The following is a 14,545-nucleotide window of genomic DNA, read 5'->3' on the forward strand; positions in this document are numbered from 1 at the left end:
CCACAGCCCGATCAGCCGGGTTCGCGGCGGCGTACATTAGCAGGGTTTGCCGGGTTAGCGGCTACTGACCTGCTGTTCCAGGAGAATCCGATTGGACAGCGACACCAGGTCGCCGTCATCGGTCAGCACCGTTGTCTTGACTGTGCCGATCTCCTCGATTTGCCCTTCGACCTCGCCCACACGCACCTGTTGCCCAACCTGATACAGCTCACGCACATAGATTCCCGCAAGAATCTGACCGGCAATTTCCCGGCTTCCCAAGCCCATGGCCAGCGCAACTGCCAGACCAACGGTAATCAAAACGATCACAATCACATGGTTGAGCAGGTCAGTCTTGACCTCCAACTGGCTGATCGCGACCGAAATACTGATGATGATCACCAGCCCTTGAGCGATTCGCCCCAAGCCGGCGGCGTAATCCAGTCCCACGCCTTCGGCGGCGCCACGCACCAGCCCATTGGCCAATTGTGCCAGCAAAACGCCTACCAGCAGTACCAGCGCGCCGCCAAAAACCTTCGGCAAATACAGCGCCAGCATGTCGAGCGTAGCTGAAACTCGCTCAAGTCCAAGGGATTGAGCCGCAGAAACCAGAAAAATCAGCAAAACAAACCAATAAACGATCTTGCCGATCAATGTTGAGATCGGTACTTGCAGCCCGGCACGGCCCAACAGCTTGGTCAGGCCGGTGCCTGCCATAAGCCGGTCCAGGCCCAGTTTTGCCAGCAATTTGGACAGCAGGGTGTCGAGCAGCTTGGCTACGACAAAACCCAACAGCACCAGCACCAGCGCACCAAACAGGTTGGGAATGAAATTCGCCACCTTGGTCCACAATGCGGTCATCGCGGTGACCAGGCTCTGCGTCCAGAGATCAAGTTCCATATTCAATCAGCCTTATCAGCAGTACGAGCAAGAGGTTTACGACGGGAAACAGGCGATACGTGGGCCGAACCATTGTTCAGCGCCATCATCAGCGCCGGCATCCAGCGGCCGAGCAGACCGAACAGGTCACCCGCACCCACCTGGCGGTTGGCGGTTTTCAACACGCGGCCCAGGCAGGCATCGTCGTCCCGATTGGACGGCGAGGCATTGAGCATGTCACGCAAAGACTGTTCGAACGGATCGTGCATAAAGACCTCTCGCAAGTGATTTAAAAGACGAGGGTAAAATTCCTGAGGTCACATAGGACCCTTCATACGTTCAGGTCATATTCAGCTCAAACCCAGCGCAACCGTCGAAAAAGCCACCATTGTCCAAGCGCGACCGAGACCATCAACAGGCACGCAATCATGAATCCATAGGGGCTGGCAGAGAACGGAATCCCGCCCACATTTATACCCAGCAGCCCGGTGAGAAAACTCATCGGCAGGAAGATCCCGGTGATGATCCCGAACCGGTACATGGTGCGGTTCATGCGTACGCTCAAGCGCCGGTCTTCGGCCTCAAGCACAAGCCCCACGCGCTCCCGGGTCAATTCGAGCTCTTCCAGGTAGCGGGTCAGGCTGTTGTTCAATTCGTTCCAATAGTCGGCATCGTCGTCACAGAACCACGGCAATTTGATCCGCGTGAGCTGGGCAAAAATATCCCGCTGCGGTGCGAGGAATCGCTTCAGCCCAGCGGCGCGTCGACGGATCTGCAAAACGCTGCCATGTTCCGGCGTATACCGTTCGTCGGTATCGAGTTTTTCTTCCTCTGCATCGACGACTTCAGACAAGTCCGTGACCAGATCCTGCACTTTATTGGTCAGGTACTGCGCCATATAAAGGATAAGTTCCGAGGCCGTTTTCGGGCCCTTGCCGTCCGCCAACTGCACCAGCAGCTCGTCAGTAGCGCGCAATGGGCGCAAACGCAGGGAAATCACACGACTGGCTGCGGCGAAGATACGCACCGAAACCATGTCTTCCGGCTCAGCCCCTGGGTTGAGGTTAATCCCACGCAGAAACAACAGCAGTTCCGCGTCCGGCAACGGCAACAGACGCGGACGGGTGTTCTCCTCCAGCAACAGGTCACAGGCGAACTCGCTCAAGCCACTGGATTTACGCAGCCAGGTCTGGGTCTGCGGATGGCTGCGATCCCAATGCAACCACAGGCTTTCCTGAGGTTGCAGTTGCAAGTCGTCGAGCTCTGTCCGGGCAATCGAACGCGCACCGCCTTTACCGTCCAGCACCAGGGCATGCACCAGCCCCCATTGCGCGTTTTCTTCCTCGAACATCCTCACCCCGTCGATTATTGCGGTTTATTCAGGCATTTTCAGCGGGCTGGGCGACACAATCACGCCGTTGTTGTCGGCGTAGATGTACTCACCCGGACGGAACGTCACCCCCGCAAACGTGACCACCACGTTCAAGTCACCGATGCCGCGTTTGTCGGTCTTCATCGGGTGACTCGCCAAGGCCTGCACCCCCAGGTCGGTCTGGGCGATCACATCGACGTCACGGATGCAGCCGTAGATCACCAGGCCTTCCCAGCCATTTTTTGCGGCTTTCTCGGCGATCATGTCGCCCAGCAGCGCGCGGCGCAGGGAACCACCCCCATCGACCACCAGCACCTTGCCGGCGCCAGGCTGGTCGGCCTGTTCCTTGACCAAGGAGTTATCTTCGAAACATTTTAGGGTGACAATTTCACCACCAAAGGAATCTCGGCCGCCGAAATTGCTGAACATCGGCTCAAGCACCTGCACCAGTTCCGGGTAGGCGTCGCACAGGTCAGGGGTCACGTAATGGTTCATTGAAAAATTCCTTTCTGTCAAAGAGGTGTCTTTCGAAAGAAGCGCCAGCCCAAGCAGGGGCGAAACATCCCATCCGCATCGCCGCAACGCAATAGCCACTGCGCGACTGAATATGACCAGAAGCGTTTAACGCGTCATATCTTAGCCGCAACCACACACGAGTGAAACGCCCTTGGCAGAGCGTTGCCTCAAACCGTGGCCAGCACCTCGGCCTGCACACCGAATAAGGGTGTGAGCGGATCTTTCAACCACTGCTCCACCAATGGCCACACTTGAACCTGTGCGGCTTTGCTGACCAGCATTTCCACGTGCCCGAAATCCTCGGTAAACCCTTGCTGGCGGCCCAGGCACAGGTATTGACGGTGCTCGGATCCGACTTGCTCGAACAATTTGCGACACGCCCAGTCAGGGTCCTGATGATCGCCGGCGGCGCTGACCGCCAACAACGGCACATCGACACTTGCCAAGCCTTTCCACCAGTCGTTTTTACCCTCGCCAAAGCGGCCGAACAGACCATTCCAACGCATGGCTTCGATCAACACGCCCGCGGGCTCGTCCTCCGGGCCACGCTTGAACCGTGAGCCGGACAGTTCGCCGAAGCGTTTCAGCAGCAAGCGGCCAGTCCACTCCACCGGTGGCAATTTCAACGGCCAGTGGGTGCGGCTGACCTGGCAACCAAACAACGCCACCGAAGCCACTGCCGGCGCGCCAAGGTGGTGCCCACCCAGCGCCGCAGCCAGGCTTGTGCCGCCCAGGGAATGGCCGATCCAGTGGGGAATCTGCGCGCTCTGCTCACGCACAAACGCGCCAATCGCCGGCAAGTCATAGCGTGCATAGTCAGCGACGCGATTGCGGGCGTAGTCATGATTGCGCTTGGACAAACCATGGCCGCGCATTTCCGGGATCCACACATCAAACCCCTGGCGTGCCAGGTAAGCCCCCAGGCCAATGCCCTTGGGTGAGTACCAGAAGCGCCGGTTGGAAAAACTGCCATGCAACAAAATAACCGGGATGCCCCGGTTTTCCGGGACATCGGCCAAGCCCAAACGAGTAACGGCCAGCTCGACGGTACCGTCGGGGCTGTTACCGGGTTTGAGGCGGTACACATCTTCACTCAGGTCGCCACGACGTTCAGCGCTGATCAGGGCGACGGGAAACAGGTTGCTGCTGCTTTGCATAATGCTCTTGCACAAAAAAGGGCGGCGTCCGGAAGGAATCCCGCCCTGCACAGATAAGAATGCCGGTCACCCTCGACAGGTGACCGGCACTTTTGACGTAACGACCTTAGACGGACGCTTGGCCTTCCGCCAGGAAGAACCAGGTTTCCAGCACGGAATCGGGGTTCAGCGAGACGCTTTCGATGCCCTGTTCCATCAGCCATTTGGCCAGGTCAGGGTGGTCGGAAGGGCCTTGGCCACAGATACCGATGTACTTGCCGACCTTGTTACACGCCTGGATGGCATTGGCCAGCAGCTTCTTGACCGCAGGGTTACGCTCGTCGAACAGGTGCGCGATGATCCCGGAGTCGCGGTCCAGGCCCAGTGTCAGCTGGGTCAGGTCGTTGGAGCCGATGGAGAAACCGTCGAAGAACTCCAGGAACTCTTCGGCCAGGATGGCGTTGGACGGCAGTTCGCACATCATGATCACGCGCAGACCGTTTTCGCCACGCGACAGACCGTTTTCAGCCAGCAGGTCGACCACCTGGCTCGCCTCGCCCAGGGTGCGCACGAACGGCACCATGATCTCGACGTTGGTCAGGCCCATCTCGTTGCGCACGCGCTTTAGGGCGCGGCATTCGAGTTCGAAGCAATCACGGAACGCTTCGCTGATGTAACGCGAGGCACCACGGAAGCCCAGCATCGGGTTTTCTTCTTCCGGCTCGTAGAGCTTGCCGCCGATCAGGTTCGCGTATTCGTTGGACTTGAAGTCCGACAGGCGCACGATGACTTTTTTCGGGTAGAACGCCGCCGCCAAGGTGCTGATGCCTTCCACCAGCTTCTCGACGTAGAAGCCGACCGGGTCGTTGTAGCCGGCGATGCGCTTGTCGACGCTTTCCTTGATGTCCAGCGGCAGGCCGTCGTAGTTCAACAGGGCCTTGGGGTGCACGCCGATCATGCGGTTGATGATGAACTCCAGGCGGGCCAGGCCCACACCGGCGTTCGGCAACTGCGCGAAGTCAAAGGCGCGGTCCGGGTTGCCGACGTTCATCATGATCTTGAACGGCAGGTCCGGCATGGCGTCGATGGAGTTTTGCTTGATGTCGAAGCCCAACTCGCCTTCGAAGATGAAGCCGGTGTCGCCTTCGGCGCAGGACACGGTCACGCCCTGGCCGTCCTTGAGCAGTTGGGTGGCGTTGCCGCAACCCACTACGGCCGGAATCCCCAGCTCACGGGCGATGATTGCCGCGTGGCAGGTACGCCCGCCACGGTTGGTGACGATGGCGCTGGCGCGTTTCATCACCGGTTCCCAATCCGGGTCGGTCATGTCGGAGACCAGAACGTCGCCTGGCTGGACTTTGTCCATTTCGGACACGTCCTTGATGATCCGCACCTTGCCCGCGCCGATGCGCTGGCCGATGGCGCGACCTTCCACCAGCACCGTGCCGGTCTCTTTCAACAGGTAGCGTTCCATGACGTTGGCCGAAGTACGGCTCTTCACGGTTTCCGGACGGGCCTGCACGATGTACAGCTTGCCGTCGTCACCGTCCTTGGCCCATTCGATGTCCATCGGGCACTTGTAGTGCTTTTCGATGATCATCGCTTGCTTGGCCAACTCGCTGACTTCCGCGTCGCTCAGGCAGAAACGGGCGCGTTCGGCCTTGTCCACCTCAACGGTTTTAACCGAGCGACCGGCTTTGGCCTCGTCACCGTAGATCATCTTGATGGCCTTGCTGCCCAAGTTGCGGCGCAAGATGGCCGGGCGACCAGCCTCAAGGGTATGTTTGTGTACGTAGAATTCGTCGGGGTTGACCGCGCCTTGTACGACGGTTTCGCCCAGGCCGTAGGCGCCGGTGATAAACACCACGTCACGGAAGCCCGATTCGGTATCGAGGGTGAACATGACGCCGGCAGTGCCGGTTTCCGAACGCACCATGCGCTGTACACCGGCAGACAAAGCCACCAGCTTATGGTCGAAACCCTGGTGCACACGGTAGGAAATCGCGCGATCGTTAAACAGCGAGGCGAAGACTTCCTTGGCTGCGCGAATCACGTTTTCGACGCCGCGGATGTTCAGGAAGGTCTCTTGCTGGCCGGCGAAGGAGGCGTCCGGCAAGTCTTCGGCGGTGGCCGAGGAGCGCACGGCAACAGCCATGTCCGAGTTGCCGGCCGACAGGGTGGCGAAGGCGGTGCGGATTTCTTCGTTGAGCTTCTCAGGGAACTCGGCGTCCATGATCCATTGGCGGATCTGGGCACCGGTCTTGGCGAGGGCATTGACGTCATCAACGTCCAGAGCGTCCAGCGCGGCGTGGATCTGAGCATTGAGGCCGCTCAGTTCGAGGAAATCGCGGTAAGCCTGGGCCGTGGTGGCGAAACCACCGGGCACCGATACACCTGCGCCTGCAAGATTACTGATCATCTCGCCGAGGGATGCGTTCTTGCCCCCCACGTGCTCTACATCATGGACGCCGAGCTTATCGAGGGAAACTACGTACTCTACCAAGGTGATCTCTCCACTTTCTGTGTTGGAAAAGCTCAGGACGCCGGCTGCTCAGTAGGAGCGTTCGCCAGCGCTTGTGGCCTGGACCTGGAAAATAAGTGAGAATGCGGCCCACCGCGGGACGGCAAAATCGCGCCTATCATATCCAAGATTCGCCATCAGCTTAAGGCCCAGGGCTCAAATGAAACGATCTGCTTTCTTTATCTCCGACGGCACCGGCATCACAGCCGAAACATTGGGCCAGAGCCTGCTCGCGCAGTTCGAAAACATTACCTTCGCCAAATTCACGCGTCCGTACATCGACAGCGTGGATAAAGCGCGGGCCATGGTACAACAAATCAATCTGGCGGCTGAAAAAGACGGTTTCCGGCCGATCATTTTCGACACCATCGTCAATCAAGACATCCGTGAGATTCTCGCAACGTCGAATGGTTTCATGATCGACATTTTCTCGACCTTCCTGGCGCCGCTGGAGCAGGAGTTGAGTGAACACTCCTCCTATTCGGTCGGAAAGTCCCATTCCATTGGGCATAACTCCAATTATATGGAGCGTATCGAGGCGGTGAACTTTGCCCTCGACAACGACGACGGCGCCCGTACCCATTACTACGACAAGGCCGACCTGATCCTGGTCGGCGTGTCGCGCTGCGGCAAAACGCCCACCTGTCTATACATGGCCATGCAATTTGGTATTCGCGCAGCCAATTACCCGCTGACCGAGGACGACATGGAGCACCTGACGCTGCCGGCCGCCCTGCGCGCGCACTCGCACAAGCTGTTCGGCCTGACCATCGACCCGGACCGTCTCACGGCGATCCGCAATGAGCGCAAGCCCAATAGTCGCTACTCGAGCTATGCGCAGTGCGAGTTCGAAGTGCGCGAAGTAGAAAATCTGTTCCGTCGCGAGAATATTGCGCACATCAATTCCACGCATTTTTCGGTGGAGGAGATTTCGGCGAAGATTCTGGTGGAGAAAGGCGTGGAGCGGCGCTTCAAATAGTCATTACCGCCTGCCGCTTTTGTAGTGAGCGAGCTTGCCTCGCGCTGGGCAAGCCAGCTCACCACGATAAAGCGAGCCCGCCGTTACAGGTGGAAGCGCCCGCCTCCCTGCCCCAATGCTGTAGCCAGCGCATCAAACCCCGCCCGTAACAACTGATCATCCCCCGACGTATTGCAGATACTCGCCCGAATGAACTGAGGCACCGCCGTCTGCCCCACCGCAAAGGCTTCAGCGGTAGCGATCAGGTAATTATTCTGCTTGAGCTCCGCCTCGATTTCCGACGCACGCCACGGCTCCGGCACTTCAATCCAGAAATGCGGGCTGTTGAGATGGGTGCGGTATTCCAGCCCGGTCAGCAGGTCGCGGACCAGGGCTTTACGTCGGCTGATTTCGTTGATCTGCTGGCGCAGCAGGTATTCCGCCGTGCCGTTTTCGATCCACTGGGTGGCCAGCTCAAGGGTCACGGGCGTGGCCATCCAGCAGGTCGAACGCAGGGCTGCCGAAATACGGCTGACCAACGCCGGCGGCGCATGCACATAGCCCACGCGCAGCCCGGCGGACACCGCTTTGCTCAGGCTGCTGATCAGAATCGTACGCTCAGGGGCGAAATAGCTGAGTGGCGGCGGCCGGTCTTCGACCAACACACCGTGGGCTTCATCCTCAAGAATCAGCAGGTTGTGTTCCCGACACACTTTGACCAGCGCTTCGCGACGCGCGACCGAGAGCACCGCCGTGGTCGGGTTCTGGATCGTGGGCGTGCAGTACAGCGCTGAAATCCGGTGATTACGACAGACTTCGTCCAGCGCGCTCGGCAGCACGCCCTCCTCGTCCATGTCCAGGCCGATCAGGCGGATACCCAGCATCCGCGCGGCCGTAATAAGGCCCGGATACGTCAGCTGTTCGGTGACCACCGTATCGCCCGCCCGCAACAGCGCCATCATTGAGCACAGCAGGCCGTGCTGGCCGCCGTTGACGCAGATGACTTGCTCGGGAATCGGATGAAAATCACGCTGCACCAGCCATTGCGCGCCCGCTTCACGGTAGCGCGGCAGGCCGGCGTCCGGGGTGTAGGCACTGATGTCCTGGAGGAACTTGGCGTTGGTCGACAGGGTTTGGAAGCTCTGGGCCAGGAACACCGTCTCCTGCCCGGGGATGTGCATGTTGCGGCTCATGTCGAAGTACTGACGCGGCTCTTCGCTGAAGTTGCGAAAACCTTCATCGCGCTGGCGCTCCATCCCACGCTTGCGCACGAACGTGCCGTCGCCGACTCGCGCCACAACCAAGCCCAAGCGTTCCAGTTCGCCGTAGGCCCGGCTGATGGTGCCTATCGTCACACCCAGGTTGTCGGAAAGCACCCGATGGGGCGGCAGTTTTCTTCCCGGTTCAATCAAGCCTTCAAGGATGCCCCGTTCCATGACATCGGACAGGCGCTTGTACTTCACGCCCTGCCCGTTGGACAACCCCTCACGCATAATTGACACCATGTCAATATTTGTTTTGACAGCCATCTTTCGCCCTAATAGTGTGCTTTTACGGGTTCAATCGCCGATTTTTACAACTCATTACAAGCTCAATATAGAGTTCAATTCCGGCTCAGGGAAGCAATAAACGATGCCAATGTCCGCCGTTCTCGAAAACACCGCCAAGACCAAAACCCAAAAACAGTGGCTGGCCGGGCTGATCACCAGCGTGATGTTCCTGATCGTTTGCCTGAGTTGGGGCACTACGTGGCTGGGGATCAAGATTGCCGTGGAGAGCGTGCCGCCGCTGACGTCCGCCGGCCTGCGCTTCCTGATCGCTTTCCCGCTGTTCCTGTGTTTTGCCATGGTGCGCCGCGAGCCGATCCTGTTTCCCCGTGAAAGCCGCTGGTTTTTTGTGTTTGTAACCCTGTCCTACTTCAGCGTGCCCTACTACCTGCTCAACTACGGCGAAATGCATGTCTCGTCCGGCCTTACCGCGCTGCTGTTCAGTTGCATGCCGGTGTTCATCCTGATCTTCTCCGCGCTGTTCCTGCGCGAGCGCATCTACTTTTCCCAGGTGGTCGGTATCGGTATCGGTTTCGGCAGCCTCTACATGATCATCAAGAGCCAGGGCCTGCACCTGGACCACGCCGAGTTCTTCGGGGTACTGGCGATTCTGACCGCTGCGATCATGCATGCCTTGTGCTACGTCATTACCAAGCAGAAAGGCAGCGCCATCAGCGTGATCACCTACAACACCCTGCCCATCGGCATTGCCGGGCTGATGCTGTTCGTCGCCGGGCTGTGGTTTGAAGCGCCGACCTTCGACGCCATCACCTTGCGCTCTTGGGGCGCCCTGTTCTACCTGGGCCTGGTGGCCTCGGTGGGCGGGTTCATCGTGTACTTCATGCTGCTCAAGCGCTTGAGCCCGATCATCCTGTCATTCGTGTTCATCATCTTCCCAGTGTTCGCGGTGATCATTGGCGCCTGGTACGAAGGCGTGTCGATTTCCCGTGACTTGATGCTGTATTCGGCCATCCTGCTGGCCGGCTTTGCGATCACCAAGTTGCCGGTTGAAAAACTCCTGGCCAAGAAAAAATGACCCCTTCCCTGCCCCATCAACATCAGCAACGCGAGAGCCACATGGACGTCCTCCGCCCCACCGCCCTGGAACAGATCTACGCCCACGCCAGCCGCAGTTACCCCGAAGAATGCTGCGGTTTCATCTTCGCCGACGGCAGCGTGTACCTGGGCAGCAATATCCAGAATGAACTGCACCGCAAGAACCCCGAGGTGTACCCGCGCAGCGCAGCCAACGGCTACACGTTCTCGGTGGCCGACACCCTGCTGATGAACAAAGCGTTTCGCAGCGACAACCCAGTGGTGGTGATCTACCACTCCCACCCGGACGTCGGTGCCTATTTCAGTGACGAAGACCAGGACAAGGCGCTGTTCCTGGGCGAGCCGATCTACCCCGTGAGCTACCTGGTGGTCGACGTTCGCCAGGGCCAGGCCCTGGGCTCCAAGCTGTTTGCCTGGGATGGCAAGCATTTCGCCCTTCAACCTTTCAACGACCTGCACACGGAGTTGTCCATGAACGCTGTCTCTTTCCCCGACATTCTGGTTCGCGTGGCCAAGCTGCCGGAATCGACCCTAGAGGGCACCGGATCGACATTGCGCGAAGTCATTGAAAACCTCTGCAGCAGCCACCCACAGTTGCGTTCGCACCTGTTCCACGAGAAGAACAACCAGCTCAAGGAACACTTCCTGTTTACGGCAGAGGAAGCGCTGATCGATGCCGACGAGCCTTTGCCGCAAAAGGCCAAAATCGAAGTCCTGCTCGCGACCTCTGGCGGCATGGATGTCGACGCACTGAGCAATGAAGAAGTACAGCGCTACGTGCGCCATATCACCCTGCCCGGCGTCGGTCGCGAAGGCCAGTTGAACCTCAAGAAAGCCAAGGTGCTGATCATCGGCACCGGCGGCCTCGGCTCACCGATCAGCCTGTACCTGGCCGCCGCCGGCATCGGCACCCTGGGGCTGGTGGACTTTGATGTGGTGGAAAGCAGCAACCTGCAACGCCAGATCGTCCACGGCAACAGCACACTCGGCATGCCCAAGGTCGAGTCCGCCAAGCAACGCCTGCAAGACCTCAACGGCCATATCCAGATCAACGCCCACGACACCGCGTTGAACGCTGACAACGCCCTGGAATTGGTAGGCGCCTACGACCTGGTGATCGACGGCACCGACAATTTCGACACCCGCTACCTCGTCAACGATGCCTGCGTGCAACTGGGAAAACCCTTGGTGTACGGCGCCATCTACCGCTTCGACGGGCAGATCAGCGTGCTCAACTATCAAGGCGGGCCTTGCTATCGCTGCCTGTTTCCCAGCCCGCCGCCCGCCGAACTGGCACCCAATTGCAGCGCCGGTGGCGTGATCGGGGTATTACCCGGCGTGGTCGGGATGATCCAGGCCACCGAGGCCATCAAACTGCTGATCGGTATTGGTGAACCCTTGTCGGGCCGCTTGATGCGCTTTGACGCGCTGGCGATGAAGTTCAGCGAGATCCGGTTCAAGCGCCGCGCCGATTGCCCCTGCTGTTCCGAGGCGCGCCACAGTGAAACCCTGGCGCCCGCTGTCTGCGCGGATGCCGTGCCCAACCCACCGTCCCTGGCCGAAGAGCGCTACATCAAGCCCCGGGTACTCAAGCAAGTGCTTGAACACCCCAGCAGCGCCGACGTGCTGCTGGACGTGCGCGACGCCAGCGAATTGGAGGTGTGCAAGTTGCCGGGGGTGGTGCACATCCCCCTCGCCGAACTGGACGGCCACCTCGACAGCCTCAGCCGTGACAATACCCACTACCTGATCTGCTACGCCGGCAGCCGTGCCGAGCAAGCCGCCAGCACCTTGCTGGCCGCCGGTTTCGCCAACACCAAAGTCCTGCAGGGCGGCATGAAACATTGGGTTCGCGACGTCGAACCCGACATGCCTTTGTATTGAACCGAGGGCTGAATGATGTTGCATAACTCCATTCTTGAGGTGATCGGCCAAACGCCGATCGTGCGTTTGGCGCAGTTCTCCGAAGACCTCGGTATCGAGGTCTACGCCAAGCTCGAATCCCTCAACCCCGGCGGCAGCCACAAGGCGCGCATCGCCTTGGGCATGATCCTCGACGCCGAGCGCCGGGGCGTGCTGATCCGTGACTCCGGGCAAACCATCATCGAGCCAAGCGGCGGCAACACCGGTATCGGCCTGGTGATGGCCGGCAATGTGCTGGGCTACAAAGTGGTGCTGGTAATCCCCGACAACTACAGCCCCGAAAAACAGAAGCTGCTGCGTTTATATGGGGCCAAGGTGGTGCTGTCGGACAGTCGTCTGGGTAACAATTCCCACGGCGAAAAGTGCATGGAACTGCAGCTGGAAAACCCCTGCTACGTGATGCTCAACCAGCAGCGCAATGGTGCCAACCCGCAGACCCACCGCGACACCACCGCACCGGAAATCCTCCGCGCCTTCGGCGAGCGACGCGCAGACTACTTTGTCAGCGGCATCGGCACCGGCGGGCATATCACCGGCATCGGCGAAACCCTGAAAGCCGCCTGGCCGGGCCTGCGCGTCATGGGCGTGGAACCGGAAGAATGCGACCTGCTGAAAAACCAGCACGCGCCGCATCATATCCAGGGCCTGTCGATCGGCCTGATCCCGAGCATCCTCAACCTGGACGTGATCGACGGCATGCTCAAGGTCTCGCGCCAGGACTGCATCGATATGATGAAACGCATCATGCGCACCGACGCCATCAGCCTGGGTCTGTCGTCCGCCGCCAATATGGTGGCTATCGCCAAGCTCGCTCCCGAACTACCGCCCGACACGGTGGTGTTGACCATGGTCTACGACAATGCCGACAGCTACCTGCCCAGTTTTGAATAACGGGTTTTCCAACCACACAGAATGCGGGGGTGCCTCGATGGGCGGCTTTATCGACATGCAACAATTGCACGATGAGTTGCTGACTCACCTCATCAAGACCCTCACACCCGTACAGATGAAGCAGCTGGAACCGCACCTCGCGCCGCTGATCCAGAATGCCGCCCAGGCGGTGGCCGAAGACCTGATCGCCTATGCCTACCGTGACCCGGCGTCGCGTGGGCGCGGCGAGTTGATCCTGGAGTCCTACGCCTCGTTCAAGGCGGTGCTGTATTACCGCCTGGCACACGTGGTGTGGAATTTCCCCGACCAGCACAACGGCGTGTTCTCGCGCATCGCGCTCAAGCTGAGCAACCAGGGCAAGATCCTGTCCGGTGCCGAAATTCACCCGGCGGCGCGCATCGGGCGACGCTTCGTGCTCGACCACGGCTACGGCACTGTGATCGGCGAAACCTGCGAGATCGGTAACGACTGTTACATCCTCTGCGGCGTGACCCTAGGCGCCCGCGGTATCGCCAACAACCCCGACGGCAAGCGCCATCCACGCCTGGGCAATAACGTTGAGGTCGGCGCCGGCGCACGCGTGCTGGGTTATGTGTTGATCGGCGACAACGTATTTATCAGCCCATCCTGCGTGATCACCCAAGACGTGCCCGCCGGCACCAAGGTCAAGGTGGTCAACCAGATTCAGCTGCAAAAAAACGATGAATCGGACAACAGCAACTACCTCGGTGCATTCGCCCTGGACGAGCGGTTGCATGTGGTCGGCGAGATCAACGCCAGCCACAAGGTCACCGTGCTGGACGCCGACTTTCATCCGTTGCAGGGGCTGATGCTGGAGCCCACGGTGAAGGAGCGTCATCACCTGCAATTTCGCCTGCACCGCGTCGAGTCGGGCCACCACTTGCCGCGCCTGCCGCTGAACCTGAAGGTCTGCGGCCCCGAATTTGAAATCACCCTGCTCTCCCCCCCTGGCTTGAGTGCAATGGTGCGTCACCTGCTGCAAGCCAGCCCATTGATCGTCGGAGGTTGAACATGTCCGTGCACACCATGGAAACCCTGGCGCTGTTCGACAGCGCGCCTTATCAGAACGCGTTCAGCGCCCGGGTGATTGCCGTCAGCGAACACGGCATTGCCTTGGAACACACGCTGTTCTATCCCACCGGCGGCGGGCAGCCGGGAGACACCGGCCACCTGACATTGGCGGACGGTACGCGCGTCGAGGTGACCGGCACAGTGCGAGACCCTGTGCTGCGCTCGATTATCTGGCACCAGGTGGAGCACTGGCCCGAGCAGTTGACCGCAGGGGTGCAGGTGGACGCCGGCCTCGATTGGGAACGTCGTTACCAGCACATGAAAATGCACACCTGCCTGCACCTGCTGTGCTCAATCATTGATGCCCCGGTGACCGGTTGCAGCATCAGTGCCGACAAGGGCCGCCTGGATTTCGACCTGCCGGAAATGACCCTCGACAAAGACAGCATCACCCGCGACCTCAACGCCCTGATCGAACAGGCCCACGCGGTGAAAACCCTGTCGATGCCGGCCTCGGAATATTCCACCCTGCTGCAGATCACCCGCACCCAGGCGGTGGCGCCGCCGGTAATCCAGGGCTCGGTGAGGGTCATTGAAATTGCCGGGATCGATATCCAGCCCTGCGGGGGCACCCATGTGCTCAGTACCGAGGAAATCGGCCGGGTGTTCTGCGAGAAGATCGAGAAGAAGAGCAAGCACAATCGCCGGGTGATACTGCGATTCGAGTGAACACGG

13 protein-coding genes are annotated in these 14,545 nt (G+C 59.7%); 6 read left to right on the forward strand and 7 right to left on the reverse strand.

All coding sequences use genetic code 11. The annotated features are described in order from the left end of the window. Positions 1-54: 54 nt before the first annotated feature. From ACI512_RS27360 to ppsA, 6 genes are all read right to left on the reverse strand, one after another. Complete coding sequence (locus ACI512_RS27360) at positions 55-879, reverse strand: mechanosensitive ion channel family protein (protein ID WP_003175519.1); 825 nt, start codon at positions 877-879, stop codon at positions 55-57. Between the two features lie 2 nt (positions 880-881). Then, the gene (locus ACI512_RS27365) at positions 882-1,127 is read right to left on the reverse strand and encodes a hypothetical protein (protein ID WP_015885347.1); all 246 of its coding nucleotides are present in this window, start codon (positions 1,125-1,127) and stop codon (positions 882-884) included. A gap of 86 nt (positions 1,128-1,213) precedes the next feature. Continuing rightward, positions 1,214-2,209, reverse strand: a complete 996-nt coding sequence (locus tag ACI512_RS27370; RefSeq protein WP_064052647.1) for a zinc transporter ZntB — start codon at positions 2,207-2,209, stop codon at positions 1,214-1,216. Positions 2,210-2,233: 24 nt separating this feature from the next. Next, positions 2,234-2,725, reverse strand: a complete 492-nt coding sequence (rraA, locus tag ACI512_RS27375) for a ribonuclease E activity regulator RraA (RefSeq protein WP_064052646.1) — start codon at positions 2,723-2,725, stop codon at positions 2,234-2,236. 188 nt (positions 2,726-2,913) lie between these two features. Then, positions 2,914-3,903 (reverse strand): alpha/beta fold hydrolase, encoded by a 990-nt coding sequence (locus tag ACI512_RS27380; RefSeq protein ID WP_046036410.1) that lies wholly within the window; start codon positions 3,901-3,903, stop codon positions 2,914-2,916. Between the two features lie 106 nt (positions 3,904-4,009). After that, positions 4,010-6,385, reverse strand: coding sequence for a phosphoenolpyruvate synthase (ppsA, locus tag ACI512_RS27385; RefSeq protein WP_236379501.1), 2,376 nt, complete (start codon positions 6,383-6,385; stop codon positions 4,010-4,012). A 178-nt stretch (positions 6,386-6,563) separates the two neighbouring features. On the opposite strand from ppsA, the gene ACI512_RS27390 reads away from it, so the two are divergent. After that, positions 6,564-7,382, forward strand: coding sequence for a pyruvate, water dikinase regulatory protein (locus tag ACI512_RS27390; protein WP_003193298.1), 819 nt, complete (start codon positions 6,564-6,566; stop codon positions 7,380-7,382). Positions 7,383-7,465: 83 nt separating this feature from the next. On the opposite strand, the gene ACI512_RS27395 is transcribed toward ACI512_RS27390, so the two are convergent. After that, a complete protein-coding gene (locus tag ACI512_RS27395; protein WP_046036409.1) occupies positions 7,466-8,890 on the reverse strand; it encodes a PLP-dependent aminotransferase family protein in 1,425 nt (474 codons plus the stop codon). 160 nt (positions 8,891-9,050) lie between these two features. Between ACI512_RS27395 and ACI512_RS27400 the strand changes: the two genes are divergently transcribed. Genes ACI512_RS27400 through ACI512_RS27420 form a run of 5 tightly spaced genes read left to right on the forward strand, consistent with a single transcriptional unit; the run spans position 9,051 to position 14,539 of the window. Further along, positions 9,051-9,944 carry a DMT family transporter gene (locus ACI512_RS27400; protein WP_162471081.1) on the forward strand — a complete coding sequence of 298 codons (894 nt, stop codon included), beginning with the start codon at positions 9,051-9,053 and terminating at the stop codon, positions 9,942-9,944. A 41-nt stretch (positions 9,945-9,985) separates the two neighbouring features. Continuing rightward, positions 9,986-11,848: a molybdopterin-synthase adenylyltransferase MoeB gene (gene moeB, locus ACI512_RS27405; RefSeq protein ID WP_236379948.1), complete on the forward strand. Its 1,863-nt coding sequence runs from the start codon at positions 9,986-9,988 to the stop codon at positions 11,846-11,848. Positions 11,849-11,863: 15 nt separating this feature from the next. Beyond that, entirely contained in the window at positions 11,864-12,778 is a 915-nt protein-coding gene (locus tag ACI512_RS27410; RefSeq protein WP_236379949.1) for a PLP-dependent cysteine synthase family protein, read from the forward strand. A 37-nt stretch (positions 12,779-12,815) separates the two neighbouring features. Continuing rightward, positions 12,816-13,808: a serine O-acetyltransferase gene (locus ACI512_RS27415; RefSeq protein WP_064052643.1), complete on the forward strand. Its 993-nt coding sequence runs from the start codon at positions 12,816-12,818 to the stop codon at positions 13,806-13,808. A 2-nt stretch (positions 13,809-13,810) separates the two neighbouring features. Beyond that, complete coding sequence (locus ACI512_RS27420) at positions 13,811-14,539, forward strand: alanyl-tRNA editing protein (RefSeq protein WP_064052642.1); 729 nt, start codon at positions 13,811-13,813, stop codon at positions 14,537-14,539. The last annotated feature ends 6 nt before the right edge of the window (positions 14,540-14,545 follow it).

The sequence above is a fragment of the Pseudomonas petroselini genome (genome assembly GCF_045037875.1).
In the GTDB taxonomy this organism is placed as follows: domain Bacteria; phylum Pseudomonadota; class Gammaproteobacteria; order Pseudomonadales; family Pseudomonadaceae; genus Aquipseudomonas; species Aquipseudomonas petroselini.